The 25,500-nt window shown below is 53.4% G+C and carries 22 protein-coding genes; 11 read left to right on the top strand and 11 right to left on the bottom strand.

Annotated elements, in window-relative coordinates; all coding sequences use genetic code 11:
* Positions 1-2 precede the first annotated feature (2 nt).
* Positions 3-1,310, bottom strand: coding sequence for a M20/M25/M40 family metallo-hydrolase (locus ACAW75_RS14775; protein WP_370729563.1), 1,308 nt, complete (start codon positions 1,308-1,310; stop codon positions 3-5).
* A gap of 201 nt (positions 1,311-1,511) precedes the next feature.
* Here ACAW75_RS14775 and ACAW75_RS14770 point away from each other — a divergent pair, with 201 nt between their 5' ends.
* Complete coding sequence (locus tag ACAW75_RS14770; protein ID WP_370729500.1) at positions 1,512-2,393, top strand: SdiA-regulated domain-containing protein; 882 nt, start codon at positions 1,512-1,514, stop codon at positions 2,391-2,393.
* A 71-nt stretch (positions 2,394-2,464) separates the two neighbouring features.
* Here ACAW75_RS14770 and ACAW75_RS14765 read toward each other — a convergent pair whose 3' ends face one another.
* Complete coding sequence (locus ACAW75_RS14765; RefSeq protein ID WP_370729499.1) at positions 2,465-3,010, bottom strand: hypothetical protein; 546 nt, start codon at positions 3,008-3,010, stop codon at positions 2,465-2,467.
* 117 nt (positions 3,011-3,127) lie between these two features.
* Between ACAW75_RS14765 and recO the strand changes: the two genes are divergently transcribed.
* Together recO and ACAW75_RS14755 are read left to right on the top strand one after the other, a co-directional pair.
* A complete protein-coding gene (gene recO / locus ACAW75_RS14760; protein ID WP_370729498.1) occupies positions 3,128-3,820 on the top strand; it encodes a DNA repair protein RecO in 693 nt (230 codons plus the stop codon).
* A 113-nt stretch (positions 3,821-3,933) separates the two neighbouring features.
* Complete coding sequence (locus tag ACAW75_RS14755; RefSeq protein WP_370729497.1) at positions 3,934-4,728, top strand: hypothetical protein; 795 nt, start codon at positions 3,934-3,936, stop codon at positions 4,726-4,728.
* 48 nt (positions 4,729-4,776) lie between these two features.
* Here ACAW75_RS14755 and lptB read toward each other — a convergent pair whose 3' ends face one another.
* Genes lptB through recJ form a run of 3 tightly spaced genes read right to left on the bottom strand, consistent with a single transcriptional unit; the run spans position 4,777 to position 8,216 of the window.
* A complete protein-coding gene (gene lptB, locus ACAW75_RS14750; RefSeq protein ID WP_370729496.1) occupies positions 4,777-5,511 on the bottom strand; it encodes an LPS export ABC transporter ATP-binding protein in 735 nt (244 codons plus the stop codon).
* On the bottom strand, positions 5,508-6,446 hold the full coding sequence (locus ACAW75_RS14745) for an RpnC/YadD family protein (protein WP_370729495.1): 939 nt from the start codon (positions 6,444-6,446) through the stop codon (positions 5,508-5,510). The genes lptB and ACAW75_RS14745 overlap by 4 nt, the downstream gene beginning before the upstream one ends.
* Positions 6,447-8,216, bottom strand: a complete 1,770-nt coding sequence (recJ, locus tag ACAW75_RS14740; protein WP_370729494.1) for a single-stranded-DNA-specific exonuclease RecJ — start codon at positions 8,214-8,216, stop codon at positions 6,447-6,449.
* 63 nt (positions 8,217-8,279) lie between these two features.
* On the opposite strand from recJ, the gene ACAW75_RS14735 reads away from it, so the two are divergent.
* The 3 genes from ACAW75_RS14735 to yiaK all read left to right on the top strand — a co-directional run bounded on the left by ACAW75_RS14735 (position 8,280) and on the right by yiaK (position 11,875).
* The gene (locus tag ACAW75_RS14735; protein ID WP_370729493.1) at positions 8,280-8,696 is read left to right on the top strand and encodes a DUF2141 domain-containing protein; all 417 of its coding nucleotides are present in this window, start codon (positions 8,280-8,282) and stop codon (positions 8,694-8,696) included.
* A 91-nt stretch (positions 8,697-8,787) separates the two neighbouring features.
* Complete coding sequence (locus ACAW75_RS14730; RefSeq protein ID WP_370729492.1) at positions 8,788-10,803, top strand: M1 family aminopeptidase; 2,016 nt, start codon at positions 8,788-8,790, stop codon at positions 10,801-10,803.
* Between the two features lie 88 nt (positions 10,804-10,891).
* A complete protein-coding gene (yiaK, locus tag ACAW75_RS14725) occupies positions 10,892-11,875 on the top strand; it encodes a 3-dehydro-L-gulonate 2-dehydrogenase (RefSeq protein WP_370729491.1) in 984 nt (327 codons plus the stop codon).
* Between the two features lie 125 nt (positions 11,876-12,000).
* On the opposite strand, the gene ACAW75_RS14720 is transcribed toward yiaK, so the two are convergent.
* Complete coding sequence (locus tag ACAW75_RS14720; protein WP_370729490.1) at positions 12,001-13,113, bottom strand: acyltransferase family protein; 1,113 nt, start codon at positions 13,111-13,113, stop codon at positions 12,001-12,003.
* A gap of 393 nt (positions 13,114-13,506) precedes the next feature.
* Here ACAW75_RS14720 and ACAW75_RS14715 point away from each other — a divergent pair, with 393 nt between their 5' ends.
* Together ACAW75_RS14715 and ACAW75_RS14710 are read left to right on the top strand one after the other, a co-directional pair.
* On the top strand, positions 13,507-13,959 hold the full coding sequence (locus ACAW75_RS14715) for a VOC family protein (protein ID WP_370729489.1): 453 nt from the start codon (positions 13,507-13,509) through the stop codon (positions 13,957-13,959).
* A 230-nt stretch (positions 13,960-14,189) separates the two neighbouring features.
* Positions 14,190-15,434 carry a glycosyltransferase family 1 protein gene (locus ACAW75_RS14710; RefSeq protein WP_370729488.1) on the top strand — a complete coding sequence of 415 codons (1,245 nt, stop codon included), beginning with the start codon at positions 14,190-14,192 and terminating at the stop codon, positions 15,432-15,434.
* Between the two features lie 103 nt (positions 15,435-15,537).
* Here the strand turns inward: ACAW75_RS14710 and ACAW75_RS14705 are convergent, their stop codons facing one another.
* The gene (locus ACAW75_RS14705; protein ID WP_370729487.1) at positions 15,538-17,172 is read right to left on the bottom strand and encodes an NFACT RNA binding domain-containing protein; all 1,635 of its coding nucleotides are present in this window, start codon (positions 17,170-17,172) and stop codon (positions 15,538-15,540) included.
* Between the two features lie 171 nt (positions 17,173-17,343).
* On the opposite strand from ACAW75_RS14705, the gene ACAW75_RS14700 reads away from it, so the two are divergent.
* A complete protein-coding gene (locus ACAW75_RS14700) occupies positions 17,344-17,613 on the top strand; it encodes a hypothetical protein (RefSeq protein ID WP_370729486.1) in 270 nt (89 codons plus the stop codon).
* Positions 17,614-17,697: 84 nt separating this feature from the next.
* Here ACAW75_RS14700 and ACAW75_RS14695 read toward each other — a convergent pair whose 3' ends face one another.
* The 3 genes from ACAW75_RS14695 to ACAW75_RS14685 form a co-directional block, all read right to left on the bottom strand.
* Positions 17,698-19,947, bottom strand: a complete 2,250-nt coding sequence (locus ACAW75_RS14695) for a S9 family peptidase (RefSeq protein ID WP_370729485.1) — start codon at positions 19,945-19,947, stop codon at positions 17,698-17,700.
* A 90-nt stretch (positions 19,948-20,037) separates the two neighbouring features.
* On the bottom strand, positions 20,038-21,126 hold the full coding sequence (locus ACAW75_RS14690) for a cytochrome-c peroxidase (protein WP_370729484.1): 1,089 nt from the start codon (positions 21,124-21,126) through the stop codon (positions 20,038-20,040).
* Between the two features lie 23 nt (positions 21,127-21,149).
* Positions 21,150-21,962, bottom strand: coding sequence for an MbnP family protein (locus ACAW75_RS14685; protein WP_370729483.1), 813 nt, complete (start codon positions 21,960-21,962; stop codon positions 21,150-21,152).
* 236 nt (positions 21,963-22,198) lie between these two features.
* On the opposite strand from ACAW75_RS14685, the gene ACAW75_RS14680 reads away from it, so the two are divergent.
* Both ACAW75_RS14680 and ACAW75_RS14675 read left to right on the top strand, forming a co-directional pair.
* Positions 22,199-22,624: a LytR/AlgR family response regulator transcription factor gene (locus ACAW75_RS14680; protein ID WP_370729482.1), complete on the top strand. Its 426-nt coding sequence runs from the start codon at positions 22,199-22,201 to the stop codon at positions 22,622-22,624.
* Positions 22,625-22,787: 163 nt separating this feature from the next.
* On the top strand, positions 22,788-23,474 hold the full coding sequence (locus tag ACAW75_RS14675) for a rhodanese-like domain-containing protein (protein ID WP_370729481.1): 687 nt from the start codon (positions 22,788-22,790) through the stop codon (positions 23,472-23,474).
* Between the two features lie 95 nt (positions 23,475-23,569).
* Here ACAW75_RS14675 and ACAW75_RS14670 read toward each other — a convergent pair whose 3' ends face one another.
* Positions 23,570-25,264, bottom strand: a complete 1,695-nt coding sequence (locus tag ACAW75_RS14670; RefSeq protein WP_370729480.1) for an AMP-binding protein — start codon at positions 25,262-25,264, stop codon at positions 23,570-23,572.
* Positions 25,265-25,500: the final 236 nt, after the last annotated feature.

Below are 25,500 nucleotides of genomic sequence, written 5' to 3'. Positions count from 1 at the left end.
TGTTACCGCAGATTTGGCGAAGGCAGTACGGGGATGCTTTCGTTGCCGTCGTCAGAAACGGCCTGGACGGCGTAGAAATAATTGTCTTTCGAGTAGGGCAGCGTCATGCCGAGTTTGGTTGTGAAGAACTTCTTCTGCCAGTAGGGCATGTGGGTTTCGCGCATGAGCACATAATAGCCCTTCGTTTTGCGGCTTGCGTCGGTTTTAGGTGCCTGCCAATACAGCGCCGTTGAGTTGGTCAGGTTACGTACCTCAATGGTCACCTGCTGCGGCGGCGCGGGTGCTTTGGCCAGGTTAGCCAGCGTTGCAAGGTTTACGGCCGTGTTCTTCTTCAGGTAAGCAAAATCCATGAACTTGGCATAATCACCAAACTCGACGGCTTTTGCGCCTGTACTTTCTGTACGCAGATCCTGGTGCTGATGGTCGTAGTTTTCGTTCATCTCCGTCAGGCGCACAGCGGCAAAACCACGTTGCACATAAGGCGTGTGGTCACCACCGCGCAGGTATCGGTCATTGCGGTACACGGTGATAATCTCCAGGTTATCGACATAGCGTTCGCCGAGTTCTTTAACGTACCTGGCCAGGGTACGCGCTTTGCCGTCATTTTCCGAACCAAACTGCCGAATGTTAGCGGCCCGGTCGCTCAACTGATAGGCGGGCAGCCCTTCGCTGAAGACCCGTAGCCGCGTGTTGTCGATGATATTCGTTTCGTTGGAATGGTTGCTGCCCATAATGTCGTTGTTCAGCACAGCCTCTACGTTCCATTTTTCCTGCACGGCGCGCTCGCTGAGGTGTTCGGCCCCCAGCAGCCCCTGCTCTTCGCCCGTCAGTGTCACGAAGATGATTGTGGCCGGAAAGGGCGTTTTGCTCATCACGCGGCACAGCTCAATTACGGCCGCCGTACCCGATCCATCATCGTTAGCGCCGGGCGCGTCGCTCTCGCGGTTCATCACGTTGGTGACGCGGCTATCCATATGTCCCTGCACAATGAACACCCGGTCATCGTTGGGGTCGGTCCCTTTCAGGGTAGCCATTACGTTCGCTATTTCCGACGCTTTGTCGATCCGTCGCCCATCAGCGGCGAGCGTCCAGGAGTCTATTCCTGTCGTCATTCGGCCGCCCGACTGTTTGGCGTACTGTTGAAACTTACCCAGAATCCAGTTACGGGCTGCTCCAGTACCTTTTTTAGGGTCGGTTGTCGTAGACAGGGTATGCCGGGTACCGAACCGGACCAGTCCGTCGACGTGAGCCCGCAGGCTATCGGCCGACACCTGGCTGATCAGATCGGCAATGACCGGGTCGCGCTGCATAATGGTCTGGGCCGACGAATTCAGGTACGTTAGCGACGCCGCAAGGCAGGTAGCTAGTCCGGCCAGCCGGGCCGGACGCAGGTATTGGTGTAACATATTGGTCTGTTGATTGAGCAAACGAAACTACAATAAAGCAGTTATTATGCACACTCTGTCCTGTTTCCTCCACCGTCTTTGTAATTAACTGTGTATTCTTGTTTTATGAAACTCCTTTCCTTCATTCTCGTAGTGGCGACCATATGGGCCTGCCAGCCTGCTAAAAAAAAGCAGGCCGAAACCACTGGTCAAGCGGTAGTCAATACACCAATTCCCTATGATCTGGCTAGCCCTGTGGCACAGCACAAACTCCCCAACGACCTGCGCGAACTGTCGGGGCTCAGCTATTATAAACCCAACCGCCTGGCCTGCGTACAGGATGAACTGGGCGTCGTGTTTATCTATGACCTAAATCGGAAAGAGATCGTTGACGAGCACGTGTTTGGTAAAAATGACGATTATGAAGGTGTAGAGTACGTGGGCAAGAAATTGTACATCCTCCGCAGCGATGGCGAGCTCTACGAAATGGAACCGACCGATGGGGTCAAGATTATAGGCGGCAGCCCGGCAACGCGACATATCAAGATTGGTCTCCCCGGACGCGGGACCGCCGGCAAAAACGGCAGCGGCCGACCGGACATGGAAGGGCTGGGATATGACCCGCAACTCGACGCGCTCCTGCTCCTGACCAAGGATGGCAAGGGCTCCGATAAGATCATCTATTACTACAGTCTGAAAAACAAGACGCTTTTCCAGGGCCTCGTTCTGAAACAAGCCGATTTACAAGTGCTAGATGGAGCTATGAAAGCCTTCAAACCATCGGGTATCGCTGTGCATCCCAAAACGCGTGACTACTATGTGCTGTCGAGCGCGGCACATCGCCTGGCGGTGCTGACTCCGAATGGCAAGGTGAAATCGCTGGTACCCCTCGACGAAAAAGCGCTTCCACAACCAGAAGGGATTTGCTTCGCCCCCAATGGAACGCTCTATATCGGCAGTGAAGGCAATGGCAAAAAAGGAATTATCCTGGAATTTAGAGCAAAGTAAAGAGTTTCAGGTTTCAGGCGCTCCGCTGGCTTACCATTTGGTAACTAGCGAAGCCCCTGAAACCTGAAACCCTACTTAATTACATACGCACCACCGACGCCGACCACCGACGTACCCATCGGGGTAGGTGTATATACAGCCCCGACGCGGATAAAGCCTGTTGGTACCTGACGGAGCATGGTGTTATAGCGGGCTACCGCCTTGCTCACCTGTGTGTTGGCGATAATAATTGTCCCAAAAGCGAGGGCTACGCTGCCTCCATACACTGTCCAGTACTGGCCGTTTCTGTTACTACTCGTTCCGGTAGTTATAAAATAAGCCAGCGACGCTACTCCTGTAAGGCGGCTGATAGTGGTCCAGGTGCGGAAACTCCGAAAGTGCTGATTAACCTGCGGATCGTTGAGTTCAATGAAAGGGACTTCCAGGGAAAAAGGTGAGTTCAGCTTTTTGCCGCCGTAGAAATAAACGCTTCCCAACGCCGAGGAGCCAATGGCCCGTTCAATCGGACGGAGATGCGAAGGCACGGGAATCTGCCGGTAAAACGACGTGTCGCGCTGAGCGTAACCAGCCAATGCAGACAAGAGCAGGAGCAGGCCGAGGGTAAAACGTACGATCAAGGTGATGGGTGAACTAGTGGTGTAACTGTTTCTCAACGTACTAACGGGTACGTTTGTTATCCGGTACTTTTTTGGTGTTCCCCTTGTTATAGCGTCAGGTGCTTCTGCTATTTCTTCATGCTGCATAAAACCCGGGGCATTTCCCTCAGCTACATCCGCTACCGCGAATCGTCGATTATTGCCCGCGTGTATACCGAAGATTTTGGGCTGCAAAGCTATATTATCAACGGGGTACGTTCGGCTAAAAGTAAGACCAACAGGATTGCGCTCTTTCAGCCACTCACGCTGCTCGACATGGTGGTGTATTACCGCGACGACCGTGACCTGCACCGAATTTCGGAGGTAAAAACGCCTTACCCGTTCCAGCATATCCCTTTCGAGGTGGCCAAATCGAGCATGGCGCTGTTTATGACCGAGATGTTGAGTAAAACGTTGAAAGAAGAAGCGGGCAACCTGCATCTTTTCCGGTTCCTGCTCACATCGATCGTTTATCTGGAAGAAGCCACCGAACATTACGAAAACCTGCATCTGGCCTTTTTACTGCAACTGGCAACGTACCTGGGTTTTGGCCCCGAGAATGCGCAGGAGTTTGAAAACCAGCTCCGTGAGCGGTCGGTACCCTACCTGGCCGACGACGCCATGAACGACGCGCTCAATACGCTAATGAGCCAACCCATCGACACACCCGTTCGGCTGACACGTACCCAGCGCGCCGACCTGCTTGATGCACTCGTTTCCTATTACCGCATTCATTTCGATAATCTCGGTGAGGTGAAATCACTTGCTGTTCTCCGGGAAGTACTCGGTTAGTTCTTCTTAGCCCTATTTAATATCTAAATTAATAGCGATTAGCAACGATCGGCCATCCTGCCCGCGTATATAGCAACAAGAGCAATTGCCTGCTCAATAAACCATTCGCTATTATGCGCCTATTCATCTTATTAGTCTCGTTGTTAACCGCAACACTTACTTACGCCCAGGACAACATCATTCTCCGTAGTGGGGATGAGATTTCAGCGAAGGTGCTGGAAGTAAATCAGACCGACCTGAAATACCGAAAGGCTGCCAATCCCGATGGCCCCATCTACACGTCACCGCTGCGCGATGTGCTGCTGATCAAATACGCCAACGGTACCAAAGACACCTTCGGTAATGACCGGAGCATTATGCGCAACAGACCAGCCCGCCCCATACCCACCGAACCGGGAATGCCTGCCGAAGCCGCCAGGTCTGTACCCACTCAGGGGCTTGATGGCTTACGGTATCACCGAGGTTTATTTAACCGCTATTATGTTGGAAACAATGGGCAGCAAATTGGCTTGAAAGTGGCGAACTCGCTGTTCTACAGTCAGCCCGATGCCATAGCGGCCCTCGAACGGGGACGGTCACTACGTACCTGGTCGGTCGTTACAGCCCTATCGGCTGGTGCGCTGATTGGTACAGGCGTAGGCCTCGCTATTGGCCGGGATGGCCGAGGGGGACGTGGTAACGGACCAATGAGCTTAAATAGTACCGGATTTGACGGTCACCGCAATGGACACCAGATTGGCGCGGCGCTGGTAGGTGGAGGTGTGCTACTGGGCGTAGCCTCGCTCTGGCTCGATCACCGCGCCAGCATCCAGTTTCGCCGGGCAGCCGATCGCTACAACAACCGTCAGCCAGCTACCCTCCGCTTCGCTCCCGGTCAAAGCGGCGTTGGTGCCGTGTTGACGTTTTAAATAAACCATAGGTGCTGGGTCTGTTGGGTTCACTAACGTACCCAGCACTTACACAAATTTCCGCTTCAGCTCGAAATTCTGGCCAAGGTAGAGGCGACGTACCTGCTCGTCGCTGGCGAGTTCTTCGGCGGTGCCCTGTTTCAGGATTTTACCTTCAAACAGCAGATAGGCCCGGTCGGTGATCGACAGGGTTTCGTTTACGTTGTGGTCGGTGATCAGAATACCGATGTTGCGGTGTTTCAGCGTGGCCACAATACTTTGAATGTCTTCAACGGCAATGGGGTCAACCCCCGCGAAGGGCTCATCGAGCAGAATAAATTTCGGGTCAACGGCCAGGGCACGGGCAATCTCGGTACGCCGACGTTCACCACCCGACAATACCTTCCCTGGATTCTTCCGAACGTGGCCAAGGTTAAACTCCTCAATCAGATCTTCGACCCGCTGCTTTTGTTCGGCTTTGGGTTTATTGGTCATTTCGAGCACCGCCAGAATATTTTCTTCTACCGTCAGGTCCCGAAAAATAGAGGCTTCCTGGGCCAGATAGCCCAGCCCCAGTCGGGCACGCCTATACATGGGCAGGTCGGTAATATCGGTGTCATCGATATAGACCTTCCCGCTGTTAGGCTTTACCAGCCCCACGGCCATGTAAAATGACGTCGTTTTACCCGCGCCGTTCGGCCCCAACAGCCCCACAATTTCGCCCTGCGCCACTTGATACGACACGTCGCTGTTAACGAATCGGCTGCCGTATTTTTTTACTAAATGTTCGGTTCTAAGAATCATGCGTTCGTGTTACCAGGCAGTTGAGCCTGTACCATGTGTACAAAATCAGTTGTCACACCAAGCGCATTCGCAATCTGATCAACGGTTAAAACACCTAAGCGCAGTAAGCCCCTAACATCTTCCTGCTTAGCCTCCTGGCGACCTTCCTGGCGACCTTCCTGGCGACCTTCCTGGCGACCTTCCTGGCGACCTTCTTGGCGACCTTCCTGGCGACCTTCCTGAAGCCCCTTCATCATTCCGCTGATCAACGCTTCTTCGGCACCTTTTTGCTTACCCTGCAGATAGCGGATATCTGTTTCCAGGTCATAAATGATTGGCATACGTTCTATCTGATTAATTACCTCTTCCTGTGCGTCACGCAATTTTGCCAGCACCTCTAATTGCCGAAAAAACCGGCCCAGCGCGAGGCTATCGTCAGTTAAAGCCCTCAACGTTTGTAAAATACGCCTTACAACCACGTCGAGTGGATTACCTGATAAGTTACCTAAAATAGCCAAAACGGCCTCCTCCGGTTTATCTGTATCTAAAAATAGGGTATAGTCAACGTCGATCACGTTACGTACCTGAAACCGAAACGTTAAATCATCCTGTATCAATTCCCGGCGCATTCGGGCAGGGCGCCCGCCAACGAAAAAAACGTATTGCCTGACCGGTAATTTGTATTTACCGTATAACTGGGCAGCGTAAAACAACATTCTCGACAACATGTCTGGCTCATCACGAGTTTGAAATTCGAGTTGAAGTATATGCTGCCCAACACCAGAGGCATTCGTTACCAGTTTTAAAAAGTCCGGTTTACGTTCAATCGTATATTGAACATCATCGGGTATCTCAATCAAGCCCTCGGGCTCTGGTATACCGAGTACCTTTCGAGCCAGCGGAAGGATAATCGATTCAATATTCTCCTTGATGATCTTATCGTAATCCTGTCCCATCTATTCTGCTAAGCGAATGTCTTTCAACATAAGCTGAATGGTTGACTGGTCGCGGAAATGGTTTATTTCTATGGAATAGCAGATCGAGAAAGGCTCATTCTGGTGCAGGTGATCGGCCCAGACCGACATGCCGAAACCAATTGCCGTGAACGTACGGCCAGTTCCCACTTGTTTGCAGGTGAACTTCAGGTGCTTTTCTTTCATAATAATCGGTTCACCAACCAGGACCACGTCTTCTGTACAAAAAACCGGGGCCAGGTTTTGCGGACCAAACGGCGACATTTGCTTCATGATCCGGTAGAATTTGGCATCGATCTCACTAAAGTCGAGCGGAATATCAATCTCCACCATTGGCGTCAGGTACTCTTCCTGAATCGTAGCTGAAACAACCTGCTCGAATTTTTCCTGAAACGCCTTGATGTTCTCAACCGGCAGGGTTAACCCGGCGGCGAAGGTGTGCCCACCAAACTGTTCCAGCAGTTCAGAACAAGCCTCAATAGCTTCGTACACATCAAACCCCGGCACCGATCTTGCCGACCCCGCCGCTTTATCGTTCGACTGGGTCAGAATGATTGTTGGCCGATAGAACCGCTCAATGCAGCGCGACGCCACTATACCCACAACGCCTTTATTCCAGGAAGCGTCATAGAGAACAGTCGATTTAGCGTTTTTTAACCATTCGTCGGCCTCAATCATGGCCAGTGCCTGCTCGGTCATGTTCTTGTCGAAATCCTGTCGGTCGCGGTTGTGCTGGTTTAGCCCGTAGGCAAACCCTTCCGCTTCGTCGTGGTGCTTGGCCAGTAATAGATCTACCGCAGCACGGGCATGCTTGATACGTCCGGCGGCGTTGATTCGTGGCCCCAGGCCAAATACAACGTTGGTCACATCGAGGTGTTTGGCAGGTGGCGGACAGCTTTCATCGGGCGCCACAAAACCGGCAATGCGGAGTAATGCACACAGACCAGTTCGCGGCGCTGAGTTCAGTTGTTTCAGGCCATAATAAGCCAGCACCCGATTTTCGCCCGTAACGGGCACAATATCGCAGGAGATACTGACAGCCACCAGGTCCAGGTAGGGCCAGAGCGTGTCGGCGGGTATTCCCTGCGTCATGCATAGCGCCTGAAGTAGTTTAAAGCCCACACCGCAGCCCGTCAATTCATCGTATGGGTACGTGCAATCAGCACGTTTAGGGTCCAGCACGGCCACGGCATCGGGAATTTCGTCGCCCGGCCGGTGGTGATCGCAGATGATAAAGTCGACCCCCAGCGCTTTTGCATCGGTTACCCGGTCAATGGATTTAATGCCGCAGTCGAGGGCGATGATCAGCGAGAAGCCATTTTCGGCGGCGTAGGCAACGCCCGCCTTCGAAATGCCGTATCCTTCTTTATAGCGATCAGGAATGTAGTGTTCGAGTTTGTCGTAAATGGTGCTCAGGAAGCCATACAGGAGAGCGACCGAGGTAGTACCATCAACGTCGTAATCACCGTAGACCAATATTTTTTCACCATTGGCCATCGCCCGTGTTAATCGATCAACAGCCCGGTCCATATCCTTCATCAGAAAGGGATGGTGGAGATGACCAAGTTCAGGGCGAAAAAAAGTGCGGGCCTCCTCGAAGGTGGTTACCTTGCGTTGTACGAGCAAACTAGCCAGAAATGGACTGAGGTTCAGCGTCTGTACCAGCAATTCGATCGCCTCTTTTTGGAGAGGTGCATCGGGAAATGGCTTGTATAGCCAGCGTTTGGCAACAGGGGAAGAACGAACAATCATACGGTCGGTTAGCAAAGCATCAGTACGCAAGTTAATTTCGTTTCAAAGAAAACAGTTTCGCTTATGCTCATTTTCCTGCCGTTACTGCACCTGTTAGCAACCTGCGCGCTACCTCCTGCCCGCAAAACTCAGGTTACGGTAGAGGTACAAAACGTACAGGCCGCCACAGGCAGCGTTGAGATAGGTTTTTTCAGACCCTGCGATGGTTTCCCCAACAAGTGTAGACCTGCCGAATCCAAACAGGTAAAAGCTACGAAAGGTAGCATTCATGCCATTTTCGAGGTTGATCCCGGCGATTATGCGCTGGCTGTTTTTCATGACCTGAACAACAACGGCAAGATCGATACCCGCTTTCTGATTCCACGTGAACCCTACGGATTCAGCAATAATATTCGCCCCCGTTTTTCAGCGCCCAACTTCAACGAGTGTCGAGTACAGGTTGGCCACGACCCCAGAACATTCATTGTACGAATTGAATAAGGTAGCGCCGGAGCTCCAGCTTCGGTAGTGAACAACTCAATGACTTCCGAAGCTGGAGCCGTGCGGCGGACCGTTTCGACGTTACAAGTTTATGAAACACATCTTCTTTTTGTTGATAAACGGGCTGCTGCTGACAGCCACCTATGCCCAAACCGATCAGTTGGGAGCCGACGTTTGTGCCGAGGGTAAGGTGCGCTATTTCGGTAAGCTTTTCCAGACAGGGCAGGCGTCGGGTCGGCAACTGGCGCCTACGGTACAGGCCATCGGCGATTCCACGATCGACGTCACTTATTATGGGCTTGATCTGCGCGTAACCACCTCACCCAATTACCTGCGCGGCGTTAACAACGTGACCTTAAAAGCCAATAGCGCCACGCTCTCGCAGTTTTACCTCGACTTCAATACGTCAATGAAAGTGGACTCGGTGAAGTCGGGCCTGCAGAAACTGACGTATACGCACCAGAGCAACCGGCTGACCATTACGTTGCCGCAGACGATTACCAAAGGCCAAACTGGCCGCGTCACGGTGTATTACCAGGGGTTGCCCGTTACGCCCAACGCCAGCCTGACCGACCAGGCGTTTGTGTTCAGTACCCACGAAACCACAAGCGACCCCCTGATTTATACGCTTAGCGAACCCTATGGGGCGTCTGACTGGTTTCCCTGCAAAGACACCCCCGCCGATAAAGTAGACTCGTCGGCGGTGAACATCACCATGGCACCGTTCTTTGTGTCGGTGTCTAACGGCCTGTTGCAGGGTGTAACAACCAATAGCGATGGCACCAAGACATACCGCTGGAAAAACAGCTACCCCATTGCGCAGTACCTCATCTCGATTGCCTGCTCGAACTACACGCTGTACGACAATCCGCTGACGTACCAGGGCGTGACCATGCCCGTGTCGCACTACGTTTTTCCGGAAGATCTGGCCAGCGTGAAAACAGCCCTGACCGAAACCAACAACATGATTACGGTCTTCTCTGACCTGTTCGGAACGTACCCGTTCATCCGCGAGAAATACGGGCACGCCCAGTTCCGTTGGGGTGGTGGTATGGAGCACCAGACCGCCACATCGATCATTAAGAGCGCCATGACCCGCACGACCATTTCGCACGAACTGATGCACCAATGGTTTGGCGACAAAATCACCTGCCGTAATTGGCAGAACATCTGGCTCAATGAAGGGTTCGCGTCGTATGGAGAAGCCATTTATCAGGAAGCGTTGGGCGGTTCGGCCAGCTATAGAAGCTACATGGGCAGCTTTATTTCGCGGGCGCGGGCAGCATCAGGTACGTTGTATGTGCAAAATGTAGCCGATATCAACCAGATTTTCGACAGTAACCGCACCTACTCGAAAGGAGCCGTGGTGTTGCATATGTTACGGGGCGTTTTGGGCGATACCGACTTTTTCAAGGGCATGAAAGCCTACGCCAGTTCGCCATCGGCCTACAGCACAGCCGTCACCGAAGACTTTCAGAAAGTGATGGAAACCGCGTCGGGCAAGAACCTGGGCTATTTCTTCCGCGAGTGGTTCTATGGCGAGGGCTACCCAATCTACAGCTATTCGGTGGCCCCGGTTGCTGGTACAAACCGGGCTGTGGTACGGCTTAGCCAAACGGCAACCAGCTCCAACCCGGCTTCATTTACCATGCCGGTGCAAATCACGGTGCAATCATCGGCTGGCGACAGCACGATTACGGTCTTTAACGATCAGTCGGTGCAGTCGTTTACCGTTACGGGAAAAGGCACGGTGACCAACGTGGTCATTGACCCGAACACCTGGATTCTGCGCGGGACTACGGTTACGCAAACCACGGCCCCCGTTGAACCGGTCGTGCTGGCTACCGAAGAGGCAATTCAGTTGCGTGTTTTTCCAAACCCCGGTAACGAACTGCTCACTGCCGAGTTCACCACACAAACAGCAGGACCGCTGACGGTCTCGCTCGTTAACCTGCTAGGGCAACCTGTATCCACACAGGCCGATAGCAACGTACCTGCAGGCAAACAGGTACGTACCCTTTCGCTCAAGTCACTTCCGGCAGGCAGGTACGTCCTCCGCCTCCAAACCGCCGACGGACCCAAAAGCACAGCCGTATTGGTGAAGTAGAACGGAACACCGAGGCTCCAGCTTCGGTAGTAGTGAACAGCTCAATGACTACCGAAGCTGGAGCCTCGGCGTTACAGAACCTACCCTTATGCGAGTCCCTTTCGACCAACTGAAAGCTGAGTTAAAACGGGTGTTAGTAGATCTTTCTTTCGAGGAATCGAAAGCGGAACTGTGTGCCCGGATTTTTGCCGAAAACAGCCGCGACGGCGTCGAAACGCACGGCCTCAACCGATTTCCGGTTTTCGTGAAATTCGTACAGGAGGGACTGATCAAACCCGATGCGGAGCCTATCATTGTGTCGGCTACGGGCGCCATTGAACGATGGGACGGCCATCTGGCTCCGGGCATGTACAACGCCACCCTGTGCATGGATCGCGCCATAAAACTTGCCAACGAAAACGGGATCGGCTGCGTGGCCATCAAGAATACGAACCATTGGATGCGTGGTGGCACCTACGGCTGGCAGGCAGCCGAGGCGGGCTACATTGGCATCTGTTTCACCAATACCATCGCCAACATTCCGCCGTGGGGCGGCACCCAGCCCAGACTTGGCAATAACCCCTTTGTGATTGCCGTGCCCAAACAGGGCGGACATATTGTACTCGATATGGCCGTGTCGCAGTATTCATACGGGAAAATTGGTCAGTATGCTGCTGACAAGAAGCAGTTGCCGCTTCCGGGTGGGTACGATATGGACGGCAACTTAACAACAGACCCGGAAGCGATTCGTCAGACGCAACGAGCTCTGCCAGTTGGGTTCTGGAAGGGCTCGGGCCTTTCCATGCTGCTCGATGTGTTGCTGACCGCCCTGAGCGGTGGACAATCGGTTGCCGCCATCACCAACAGCGGCAACGAATCTGGCGTTTCGCAGTGCTTTATCTGCATCAAAAACCCGGAGATGCATACTTCCCTGATTGATGAAATCATTGCGTACACCAGATCAAGTGCGTTGGTAAAGCCCGGCGACTCGATTTCGTATCCCGGCGAGAACACGTTGGCCCGCCGCACAGAGAGCCTGGAAAAAGGTGTTCACGTCAATGAACGCTTCTGGCAGGAATTGCTGGCGATGTAGACGCGATCAGTAGTTGATCAACAACTCGCTCCGGTTGGCTGGCTGTGCTTTCGCCTGCTTCAGCTCGTTTTTCAGCCAACTGGCTTCACGGAAAGCATTATTGGTTCAGGGTAAGCTTCTTTTCGCTACGCCAGCTTTTTTCGCAACCACGCTCTTACCGGTTCATCATACACCGTTAAACTGGCATAAGCCAGCACGATAGCGCCGGAGAAGGTGAGTAGCGCACGGGGCCAGGCCTGCCCTACTGTAATGCCGCTGTGATTGCTTACCCATGCCACGTAGAAATAGACAAGCACGTAATGCGTCATGTATAAGGGATACGACAGGTTGCCAAGAAACTGACAAATTCTCTCTTCCGTTTGATTCTGCACCACCCCGCTGGCACCGATGTAGACAATGAGCGGAAAGACAATGATGATGCAAAAAGCTTCGTACAAACCATTCAGCCAAAGATGCGTTGCACCCCCTATTCTGGGCATAAACAAAACAGCCGCCACCAGCAGGCTACACCATAAGAACGCATTTTTGATATAGGCAGGCCGCGATACCCGTGATAAGAGCAAACCGGCAAAAAAGGGAAATAAGGTGCGCGTTATCCCGATGCGCATGTGTTCAGCATTTAGTGTCCAGCCACCGGTAACGTCTCCATTTGGGCTAGTAACCGCAACTTGCAAAAGCAAGGCGCCTGCCAGTACGACGAAACAAGCCAGCGCTTTATTCGGCAATTTTCGTAAGCCCAGCGCGTAGAGGATATTCACGATATACTCGAAAAATAAGGACCAGCCAACACTATTGAGCGGGTGCATTTCTTGCCAGCCGCGTATGTCCATAGAAATAGGTATGGGTATAAGCGTGTAGCCGATCAGCATAACGACGATCAGCTTCCATACAGGCACTGTGTGAATAAGCGGCCATATGGTTGAGTCGGTCAAGTAAAAGCCCACGGCGCCGAGCGTCATGCCCAGGACAACAAGTGGTTGCAACCGCTCGAGGCGCCGCCGAAGAAAACCGCCGACGGTTAATTTGTCCCAGCGGTCGTCGTAGGCATACCCAATAACGAAGCCGGATAAAAGAAAGAAAAAATCAACGGCCAGGTAACCATGGTTGACAACATTGTCGAGGTGGGTTTTGGCCAGCGGCTCGGCAAGGTGAAAGCATACTACGATGATAGCGGCTACCCCCCGAAGGCCATCCAGTATTTGATAATGCGGCTTTGTGCCCAGTTCATTATGGTTCATTAACAGCAGGAAATTTAGTATTACACGATGGCTCAGCCAGGGAATGCATGGATTGTAGTGTTTGGCTCTTCCCCGCCCTGCCTCCGACCTGGAACATTACGTTTTCTCGAGTGCCGTCTAATATATCTGGTTTTCTGTTTACCGTTCGTTTCATTGTCAGCGATAAGAAGTGTTGACAAGCGCAAAAGTGGGGTAAAGCGCTGTGAGTGAAGTCCTGATGGCCGGTAAACGCCTTCGTTGATTTAGTTGATTCGCTTCACGGTCAAGAGTCGACTTTATGAGCCCGGGTTTGTAGTACACGCGTTATGGCTGTTTACTCTGTTTCCAGTAGGAAAGCAGGGCCCGGCAGTTTATTAGTTGATATAGTTTTAGAACATAGCAATACCACTTCGAATGAAATCATCCATGCGTTTTTTGCTTCCTCTTCTGTTGCTGGCTCAGTTTGCTGTGGCGCAGGATAAACTGGGTATCGTTGGCCACAATCACCTGGCTTTACACGTAAAAGACATGGCAGTCAGCACCGCGTTCTTCCGCGATGTGATGGGCCTTAAACCGATTCCTGTACCCGAAAACCTGAAGGCTATCCGGTCGTGGTTTGACCTGGGCAATGGGCAGCAGATTCACCTTATGGCCGGGCGTACCGAAGAGATCATCCACGACAAAAATGCCAGTCATATTGCCTTGTTCGTCGATAATATCGACAAATCGGAAGCGTACCTGAAAGCCCATAACCTGACGTTCCATAAACAAACCCGTTTTGATGGGGTCGTTCAGATCTATTTCTCTGATCCTGACGGGTATCTGTGGGAATTAAACCAGGGGAAGGTACTTACGAAGGCCTACTAAGTCACCATTCGTAACCAATTAGCGAGGACCATTGCCTAAGTATCTCTCGGGCGGGTTAACATTGTCTGTATCTCCCGGTTTTTGTTGTACACGCCGCCGTCAGGCCGTTTGTCAATCAATACGTTTTCAGGTGTCATTACTAACTCTACGAGAAATTGACTCGCTATGGTTAGGCGTGTGCCCTGCTCAAACGGGTTTGGCCTTTTGTTAACCGTTTTCGTCGCCTTCTCATGAAACTTAGTGATTACTCATCGTCTCCATCAGACGTATCAACAAACGAACATCTGTCGAAAAACACATCAGTGAACAATTTGCTGACGACGACAGACCTGAATAAAACCAGCAATCCAGGGCGCGTAGCTGATGCAACTGGAGACCAGGCGGCACTGCCCGAGCATCTGATTTGTTTCTCCCATCTACGGTGGAATTTCGTTTATCAACGCCCCCAGCATCTGTTGAGCCGGGCCAGTGAGCAAATGACCGTCTGGTTCCTGGAAGAACCAATCTGGGGTCATGAGTTGCGGGTCGAGGTACGTTCAGAAGGTGACCGGCTTAAAGTGATCGTACCACACATTCCGCACGGAACCCCGCATCAGGATGTGCTGGCCTATCAGCGCCGGATGGTCGATCAGCTCATTGAATCAGAACGTATAACCAGCTACGTTGCCTGGTACTATACGCCGATGGCCCTGTTATTCAGCGACCACCTGACACCCGACCGTATTGTCTATGACTGCATGGATGAGCTATCGGCGTTTTTGGGTGCTCCCCGTGAGCTGATCAACCTGGAGACCATGCTGATGAGTCGTGCCGACCAGGTATTTACCGGCGGGTATAGCCTGTACGAAGCCAAACGCACACGCCATCCGCATGCGCATGCCTTTCCGAGCAGTATTGATTTTGTGCATTTCTCAAAAGCCCGCCGCCGCCAGGCCGACCCGGCCGATCAGGCTCAGATTCCGCAGCCACGCATTGGTTTTTCAGGTGTGATTGACGAGCGTTTCGACGTTGATTTGCTTCGCGATCTGGCTCAGCGCCGCCCCGACTGGCAATTCGTCATTCTGGGGCCGATCGTAAAAATCAACCCGGCTACGCTGCCTCATTCGTCTAACGTGCACTATCTGGGCATGAAGTCGTATAAAGAGTTGCCCGCTTATTTCAGTGGGTGGGATGTAGCCATGCTTCCTTTTGCGCTGAATGAGTCGACGAAGTTTATCAGCCCGACTAAAACACCTGAATACCTGGCTGCCGGCCTACCGACCGTGTCGACGCCTATCCGGGATGTGGTACGTACCTACGGTGCGAAGGGATTCACCCAGATCGCTTCTACCGCCGCTGAGTTTGAAGCCGCCATTGATAAAGCCCTGAAACAGGAACACCCCAAAAGCTGGGAAGCCATTGACCAGTTCCTGAACGCAAACTCATGGGACAAGACATGGCAGGACATGAGTAAGTGTATCGCGAAAGAGCGATAGAGTGATAGAGTGAAAGGTTGCTTACGCCAGTAGGTGATTCCGCGTAAGCAACCTTTCACCCTTTCGCCATTCACTCTTTCACTCTCTCTCGCTCTTTCGCCATTCATTCTCCCCTCGGGACAACCAATACTACGTCTTCTTTTTCAACCACGACCTGGCCCTCAGCCAGGCCTTTTGGTTTACGGACGAACTTTTTGGGGGTTACAATAACCGGGCACAGGCTATCCGTTCGCCGTTTCGAGTACCAGGCTGCCAGCTCTGCCGCGCGTTCGATGACCGTTTTTGGAAAGGGCTTCCCCGCCCGGTACTTCACCACCACGTGCGAGCCGGTTACGTCGCGGGCGTGGAGCCAGAGATCATCTTTGTATGTATAGCGCTGGGTTAACAGATCGTTGTTTTTGGCATTGCGCCCAATCCGAATTACGAAGCCTTCAAACAGCACTTCCTTGAACAGCTCGGCCGGGTCGGTGCTGGCGGGGGCGTCTCCCAGCAAGCCGTGCTGTTTCACATACCTGCGCAACTCTTTCAACGACACCATTGGCTCGATCGTGGCCCGGTGCGCCTGCAACTCGTCGATCTCCTTCTCGCGGTACTCGATCTGCTGCGTCAGGTGCTCACTTTCTATTCGCTCGTTTTTCGCTTTTCGGTAATACCCTTCCGCATTACGCTGTGGCGACAAATCAACCTTAAGCCGGATCGTGACCGGACGATTATCCCGGTAAAAATCCTCGACGGTAATTGTTTCGGGCGATCGGCCGCCGGGCAGCGCAGGTACGTTGTGCAGATTGGCCATCAGCAGGTTGCCCAGTTCTTCATGGCTCGGTCCGTCGTCGCGGCTGATGAGGCGTTGTAGGTTGGCATCGAGTAGGGAGCGGGCGCGTTTCAGTCGCTTATCGATCAGGCGAAGTACCTCGGCTCGTTCGCGCTCAACAACGTTCTGGCCATTATAGGCAATGAAAAAACCGTTGGTCGCGTCGATCGGGTCCGCCCAGGTACGTATCGGCTCGGCCAGGGGCACCAGCGATAATGCCGGGTGATGCTCAAACCGGATCAGGGAGTAGGTGGGCTGGTCGAGTTTGCGCAGCACATCCTGCAAAATGGCCCAGGTGAAACTGGTGCCAGCTTCCTGCGCTCGTTTTTCTACATATGCCCGAACCAACTTGCCAAACGTAGGAAATAGCTTTCGGTAATCACCTCCAGCGGCATTGAATGCAGCTTCCGTCTGGTCGATCGGCCGATCAATGCTGTCGAGCGTCAGGTTCTTATCGGCAACGAGTTTGCTGTTGAACAGATCCTCAACCGCGTTTCCATTGAATATCAACAGGTTTGGTCGGTTGCCGAAAAACTTGAACAGCAGGGTATAATCGTCGGCAAGCTGAATGGCGAGGCAGCGTTCGTTCAGAAAGGAACGTACCCCCAGCACGGCTTTGCCGGGTGTTTCCATACCGGGCCGGTCGGGATCATCGCCCCCTTCGTTGCCCGTCAGGTTATTGAACAGGTCAACACTGTTGGTTCGCGCCCGCCGCACGTCGTCGGAGACGAGTATGCCTGAAAAATCGGGGCGAAGGGTAACCTTGATGAAAACCGGCTTGTAGTAGTTGGCTTTCCCCCGCGCCTGCGCAAACGCCAGCACCACTTCGTCGCGGTCCTGGCTGAAGCATTCCATGAAATAAAGCCCCTGCAAGCGGGCCTCAAGCACAGGAGCCAGTTGACGAAGAAAATAATAGTTGGTGTGCATAAAGAGAGACGGACCGATGAATCGCTAAAGGTAAACAACAGGCCGGGGATAGGGGTTTTAACGGAGTAGCAGTTGGCGGGTGCAGCAGGCAGGCCTCGCGGTATAGAACGTACCTGAGTGAGGTCTGCCTGCTGCACCCGCCAACTGCTACCCCATTAACCAACAAACGTTATGAGCAAGCAAACAACCCAGCCGACTGTCCGCGATACCGCCGACAACACCAAGAAGCACGAACTGAACACGAACCTGCCCGGACGCGGGACCGCTGACGAAGACCAGGGTAAAACGTCGCGGGGCGTTCACAAAAGCAAACAAAGTACCGAAGATGACCACGCACCAGCGGGCCGTCAGCAAACGCCAGGCGGCAAAACCAAAACAGAATTAGCCGATGAGCGTGGCCCCAAGGGGCATGGGCACAAGGATCATAGTGATAACGAGTAAAAGGGTTAAATACAGAGGCACTGAGAACACAGAATTTATAGTATTTTTCTCTGTGTCCTCAGTGCCTCTGTGTTAACCTTTTTTTTATTTCACTTGCCCGTTCGTATTCCCTACGAAGCGTTCGAAGAATTCGTAGATGCGGAGCAAGCGGTCGATGCGCTGGCGAACGTTGCCCGAGCGGCTAAGCTCATGGGTAGCGCCCGGCATACGGACATACTCGACGGGGCGGCCCAGTATTTTCAAACTCTTGTACATCATCTCCGACTGAATAATGCCCGTTCGCAGATCATTTTCGCCGTGCTTAATCAGCAACGGCGTCTTGATATTCTGAACGAACGAGTACGGCGAATTGGCGTCCAGAATGGCTTTCGCACCCGCTTCCCACGGTAAACCGAAGTAGTTTGGCACCAGTGCCCAGGCATTACCCTCGCCCATGAAGGTGGTCAGATCATACACGCCCCGTTGCGCGAAGGCGGCTTTAAACCGGTTGTCGTGCCCAACGATCCAGGCCGTCAGGTAACCCGCGTAAGAGCCGCCAGTAATGACTTGCCGGCTGGTATCAACCCAGGGCTCGCGGGCAGCGGCGGTGGCAGCCGCCAGCACATCCTCGGCCGGACCGGTGCCCCAGTCGCGGTAGTTGGCCCGTTGGAAGGCCTGCCCGTAGCCGCCCGACCCACGCGGATTGGCGTACACAACCCCGTATCCCTGCGCACATAAGTATTGCAGTTCATGCCACATCGACTGCTCGCCGGGCCCCCACATGGCCGTTGGTCCGCCGTGCATATTCAGCACCAGCGGGTACGTCTTCCCCTCGACAAAGCGGGCCGGTTTCATGATCCAGTACTCCACAGACTGACCGGCCGAATTCCTGTACACCCCTTTTTTAGGATAACTAAGCACTTTGCCAGCTAGCCAATCGGCGTTGGGTGCCAGCAGTTTTTTGGGCGCCGTGGCGTCCAGCGAAGCTACATATAGGGCCGACGGGTCGGCCACTTCCGTTTTAGCAAAGATGATCTCGCTGCCATTTACATCGAAATTGGTCACGCCCGATTCCGGCGTTGTCAGGCGGTCGATGGTGTTGGTACGGGTGTTGAGGCGATACAGCGGAATACCACCATCGGCGTTGGCCGTGAAGTAGAGCACCCACTCAGCCGATGTCGTCTGCTTGCTGCTCCGGCTGGCGCGTGAGCCGACCGGCGCTCCGGCCGGTACGTTAGCCCAAACCAGATTGCCGGCGGCCCGGTCGAAGTCAATAGTTTTGGCATTGCTGACGATTGTGCCGTTCAAGTCGGCCAGGGCCAGACCAGGGAAACCGACACCCCGCGAGTTGCCAGCCATGTAGGCCAGTTTCAGCCCGTTGGGCGATGGAGTGGGCGCACCAAACGATTTGCCCGCTTCGCTCAACAGGTACGTTACCGTACCCGGCGTAGTAGCATCGGCCGGAATAGCCACAATGGCGTTGTCGACTTCACGGTCAGGATGCTGAGCCGGGTCTCGATCGGTCACCGCCAGTACCGACTGGCCGTTGGGTAACCAGGTAGCCGCCTGGTACGACGCAAAGCCGCGTGTGATGGGTTTAGGGGTAGCCCCTTCGCGCACATCAATCACGTAGAGGTGCTGGAAACTCATCATTGGCTCGGTGGTCGATTCACCCTGGAAATTCAGCCGGTTAATCACCTTTGCCTTCTTATCATCAACGTCTTTGGCCAGATAGGCCCTGATTTCGGCGAGTGATCCATCCGGATTAGGCTTCGGGCCATCTTTCTTCGGCAGTACCTCAGCCGCCGAAATCCCCGGTTTTTCGACTGACCACAGCGGTCCTTTCCGGCCTGGATTCAATAGCGTGTCGGCCAGTAAGTCAGCAAACGTGGCTGAGCTGCTAAACAGGACTCGTTTACCATCGGGCGAAAAAACGGGGTTCCCAGCGCCATAGGCCAGGGTTGTCAGTTGATAGGCTTCGCCCCCATCGAGCGGCATGACAAATACCTGCGATTTGCCTTTCACGGTTCGGGCAAACGCAATCTGTTTTCCATCGGGCGACCAAACAGCCTGCCGGGCGCTTTCGGCACCTCGCGTCAGGGCCTTTACCTCGCCCGATTGGCGGTTTAGCAGGTAGATGTGCGTCCGATACTCGTACTCGAGTGGCTGGTCGGGCTGAGGCTCAATCGTTGTCAGCGTGTAGAGCGCCTGTTGCCCGTTTGGAGCGGCCTGAATACCGCCTACCTGCTTAATGCGGGTCAGGTCGGTAACCAGTACGTTGGTTGACGATTGGGCCACGGCAAAGGCAGCCCAGAACAAAAAAAGCGGAATCAGGAGGTGTTGACGGTGTTGCATCCTGCAAGATAGACGCAAACAGCCTGCTGATTAACCGGATTCAAGCTGATACATGCAGATTTTACCCGCCAGCGAACCTCAGCAACGTACCTACCGCAATGGTTGCAGATCAGGATTGCTGATAAACGAGTAGTCGGTCAGGGTAAGCAGAAACGTGATGATATCGTTCTGCTCCTGCTGCGTCATCGGGATACCCAGCTGACCACTCTGTTTCAGCAGCGGATCGAGTTGGGGACTATCCTGCACGCCCGTGGCGTAATGTTTCAACACCTGTTGCAAGGTGCTAAACCGGCCGTCGTGCATGTAAGGCGGCGTGAACTCGATATTCCGCAGGCTGGGTACCCGGAATTTGTAGTTATCTACGGCATTACCTGTGATAGCGCCCCGGCCCAGATCGTCGAATTTGGCGGTGGTTAGTTTGGGCAGGCCGTTATTCCGAAAGCTTTGGTCGGTAAAAAACGGCTCTTTATGACAACCCGCGCATTTAGCCTGGAACAGCGTCAGTCCACGTTGGGCAGCGTCGGGTAGCGCTGCGTCAGACTCCTTCCGAACGTACTTGTCATACCCCGAATTGGCCGAGACCATGGTGAGCATGAACTGCGACAATGACTTCAGAAAACGCTCCGACGTGATCGAATCCGTACCGTAGGCCGCTTTGAAGAGGGGACGATACCGGCCACTGGCGCGCACTTTTTTCAGGACATTCCCCAGCGAATCGCCCATTTCGACAGGATTTTGAATAGGCGCGATGGGCAGCAGATCAAGATCGAAAATGCCGCCGTCCCAGAAGAACGTTTCCCGCCAGGCCAGGTTGAAAATGCCAGGTACGTTGCGCGTGCCTATCTGGTCTTTGATACCGTGGCTGAGTGGATGATCGGTATGCGAAAAAGCGGTGAACGGCGAGTGACAAAATGCACAGGTGATGGTGCCGTCTTTCGACAGGGTGGCATCATAAAACAGCGTTCGACCCAGCGCCACGCCTTCTTTGGTTAGCGGGTTATTCTCGAAATCATAGACCGGCTCGGGGAAGTTAGCGGGCGTTTTCCAGGCATAAGGCGTACCGACGGCCGTGGGCGGCTTGGGATCTACACCATCCGTGTTTGTTTTTGGTCCGCACGATGCCACCCAGCCCCAAAGGGCTGCGCTGCACAGCAAGACCAACCAGCGGATAGACTTCACGAATAAGTAGGACTTAAGTGCATCTACCTCGACACGAACGAAGACGCTTTCAGTGAAAACATAGTGGCGTAATTGGTGGCAATGGTGGCCGAAATAGGTGACACCATCACATCCGGGTACGTGGCAATGCTGATCGGCGTAGGGCCATCGAACAGTTTACCTGCATCCACATTAACCGTAACCAACGCAGCGACAGAAAAGTCATTACCAATTTGAACGCCTTTTCCAATGCCACTTAACGGTACGCGAACAGTGCGCAGGTTGTTGAGCGTTGGGGTCTGGTAGCCGCCAAACAGGCCGATATGATACCGAAAATTCCGGCTACCCGTGGCATCGAGCGGAGCCTGGGGCGACGTTCCTTCCAGTTTCAGGTGAATGTAGCCCGTATTCCAATCCCAGTACATACCGCTGGTGTGGCTACCGGCCGGATCAAGAACCCCTGTTCGTTTGCCCACATCGGCCGTATTACGCAGACTGTCGACACCCACCATGAACTCGAGCTGCGTGTATTCGCCCGCAGGTACGTTGTTGAGGGTGACGGTCTGGGATGCTGGGTCTGCTTCACGAATCAGAAAATAGCTATCATCCTGTGGAACGGTGTAGGCAGACCCGTCGGCGCGAAGCAGTCGGATATTGCTGATAAAGTAATCGAACCGGGTAACAGTGAACGTTTCGCCCGACTTATTCTGATACGTACCTGTGCCCAACGCCAGATCGCTATTTCCCACCCGGTTATCCAAGGCAAGTTGCAAGGCTCCAGCCGACGTATCGACGGTCTTTTTCTGGCAGGCCGTCAATGCCAACAACGCAATGACAAGTACGAGTATAGATCGCATACTAGGGGGCAGCTATTCGTCGATAAGGATGCTTTATTAACGGTAAGGACGTCCGGTATGTTGTCAGACGATTGATTGTTAAGTGCACTTTAATTGGCCTCATTACTTATTAATACTCAGCCATCTATTTAGTAAACGGCTTATAAGTTACCCCATCCGGGGTATTGACTATCAACTGGTTTTGCTTGAACTTGCAGCACTTCTTTTATCTATCCACATTTACTATTTTTCACATCATGACTGCGAACAGATTCTCATCTGTCTGCTCGGGCATTACACCCGAGGCACTCACCCGTTTATTCGACCTGTCGGACCTTACGCTGCCTTTCTGGGGGTACCGGAAATCGATGCCCATGCATCAGATTGTCCGGCTGGAAGGAGAAGGCAATTACACCATGTTTCACTTCAGTGATGGCTCCCGGCTCATGGTATCGCTGACACTGAAAAAAATGGCTACCCGGCTGGCACCCGGTGTATTTGCGCGCCCCCACAAAAAGAATATCGTTAATTTGCTGTATCTGGATGAGGCGCATCCCAGCCGCCATCAGCTTTCTGTTCAGCTAACCAATGGCGACCGCATTGATGTCTCCCGCCGGAAAGCCAGCCTGTTTTTTCAGCAATTCGAGGGTTTTCAGCAAAAAGTACAGACACTGGTAAATTAGCATCAAGCCAGCCGACAGTCGGTCTTTATTACTGCCTTTACTCTTTCAGACACAGCCCTGCGCAGGGCTGTGTCTGTTTTTTTAGGGCGTACCCAGTCAAGGCGTTTGGGTACAGCTTAGCTTTGTAGCCAATGACACCTGCTCACCTAAGACCCGATTATCAATGAAATTCATTCTTCTATCAGCCATGTTGATCGTTGGCCAGTTTGTCTGGGCTCAACCGGTGGCGGTCGATACGTTTGCCAGCCTGCTCAATCAACGTAAACAGGCACAGCTTATCGACGTACGGACACCCGCTGAGTATGCCGACGGTCATTTGCCCAACGCGGTCAACATCAATTCGCAGCGAGATGATTTCCGGCAGGCGCTGGCTGAACTCGACAAAAGCAAACCAGTATTCGTGTACTGTCTGTCGGGAGGCCGCAGCAAAGGGGCCGCAGAGAAGCTGCGCGAACTGGGCTACCCGACGGTGTATGAACTGCAGGGCGGCTACCTGAAATGGTCGTCAAAGATGATGCCTGTAGCTGGTGTGACGCGCTCAGAGGAATCGGCGCAGTGGCCCGTTGCCCGCTTTGATAGTCTGCTTCGGGTTCAGCCGGTGGTACTGGTGGATGTGTATGCAACCTGGTGTGCTCCCTGCAAAAAAATGGCGCCCGTTATCGACAAGCTTACGACCGAACTGGCCGGACAGGTGACTATTATCAAGGCGAATGCAGATATCGAAAAAGCGTTGCTGGCCATGTATCAGGTCAATGAGTTACCCACGCTCCTTCTTTTCCGTAAGGGCAAGCTAGCAAACCGCCAACTTGGCTATTGCGATGAAGCGACCTTGCGGGGGTTGCTGAAATAGCCGTGTAGCACCGAGCCGCAACGGACACCGCGTCCCTATTGATGGCGACGCGGTGTTCTTGCGGCTCGGTGCTACACGGCTATTTCCCTGTTGTTTTACTTCTGCTTTGCCATTTCCTCATCGCGGAGGGGCCGGCGAAGAATCTTCCCTACGTTCGATTTAGGTAGTTCCGTGCGGAACTCGATCTGTTTCGGCACTTTGTAGCCCGTCAGGTTCTCTTTGCAGAATGCCCGGATTTGCTCTTCGGTCAGCGCAGGATCTTTTTTCACGACGAACACCTTCACAATCTCGGTCGATTTAGCGTCGGGCACACCAATACAAGCGGCCTCCAGCACGCCCGGACACTGCGACACGACATCTTCGATCTCGTTGGGGTACACGTTGAAACCAGATACCAGGATCATGTCTTTCTTACGGTCCACGATTTTAAAGAAACCGTCTTCGTTCTCCACGCCGATGTCGCCGGTTTTAAACCACTCACCGGCCATCACGTTGGCTGTTTCTTCCGGCCGGTTATAATACCCCTGAAATACCTGCGGCCCTTTCGCCCATATTTCGCCGGGTTGCCCCAACGGGGCTTCAGTGCCATCTTCCTGCATGCATTTCATGTCGGTACTGGGCCAGGGCACCCCGATCGTACCCACCCGCGACGTGCCATCGACCGGGTTTGAACACAGCACCGGCGAGGTTTCCGACAGGCCATACCCTTCGGCAGGTACGTTGCCTGTTAGTTTCTGCCACCGATCAGCTACCGACGTTTGCAAGGCCATACCCCCCGCCGACGTCACTTTCAGATGACTCCAGTCGACCTCGTTGATGCGGGGATGGTTCAGCAGTCCGTTATAGAGCGTATTCACCCCCGTAAACGCGGTGATCTTGTACTTCTTCAGGTCATCGATAAACGCGTTAAGGTCGCGGGGATTGGTGATCAGCAGGTTCATGTCGCCCGTCTTCAGCGCGGCCATGGCATTGGTTGTCAACGCATATACGTGGTAGAGTGGTAGCGCGGCCACAATAACGCCCTGCCCCACCGGAATACCGGCCGGTGCCATCCAGACCGCCTGTCCTTCTACGTTCGACAGGATATTCCGGTGTGATAGCACCGCGCCTTTCGACACGCCAGTTGTACCACCCGTATACTGAATAAAGGCCCGGTCGGTGCCTTTGATCGCCACGGGGGTCATTGGTTGGCGGCTACCCCGGCTCAGTGCTTCATTGAAGGAAATGGCCTTGGGCAGGCTGTAGGCGGGCACCATCTTCTTCACGTATTTCACCACGGCATTGACGATCTGCTTCTTGGGAAAACCCAAGCGGTCGCCAATCTCCGTTACGATCACGTGCTGAATATCGGTCTGGTCGATGATCTTCTCCAGGTTAGTAGCGAAGTTGGCCAGGATCACGATGGCTTTGGCCCCCGAATCCTTGAACTGATGCTGCATTTCGCGCGGTGTATACAGCGGGTTTGTGTTCACGACCGTCATGCCAGCCCGCAGGATACCAAACATGGCAATGGGGTATTGCAGTAGATTGGGCATCTGAATCACCACCTGATCACCGGGTTTCAGGCCAAGCTCATGCTGAAGAAATGACGCGAATTGCTTCGACTGCTCATCGATCTCCCGATAGGTTAGCAGCTTGCCCATACAGGCGTAGGCGGGCCGGTCGGCGAAGCGGCTACAGCCATCCTCGATGAGAGCAGCCAGCGAGGTATACGCATCAGGGTTGATGTCGGCAGGTACACCTTTAGGATAAAACTTAGTCCAGGGATGGGTGTTTGTCGTTGATTCCATGTTGGTTAGGCGGTAGCAAATCGCGTAGCAATCTGTCTTACGATTCGTGAGATTGTAAGTAATATAGCAAAAATACGATTTAAGCCAGAATGGTTTTCGCAAAAGAAAGAAAAGAGTGTGGTTAATCAGTGGAAGTTATAGGCCATAAGCATTCTGCTCCGCTCAACCGCAACCCAGCGATACGCCATGTACGGCTCCCGGATCATCGACTATCGATCGCTGGCAGTATATTCGTC

Origin of the sequence: Fibrella arboris, from assembly GCF_041321095.1 — a bacterium.
Lineage (GTDB): Bacteria > Bacteroidota > Bacteroidia > Cytophagales > Spirosomataceae > Fibrella > Fibrella arboris.
This window is presented reverse-complemented; position numbering and strand designations above follow the sequence as displayed.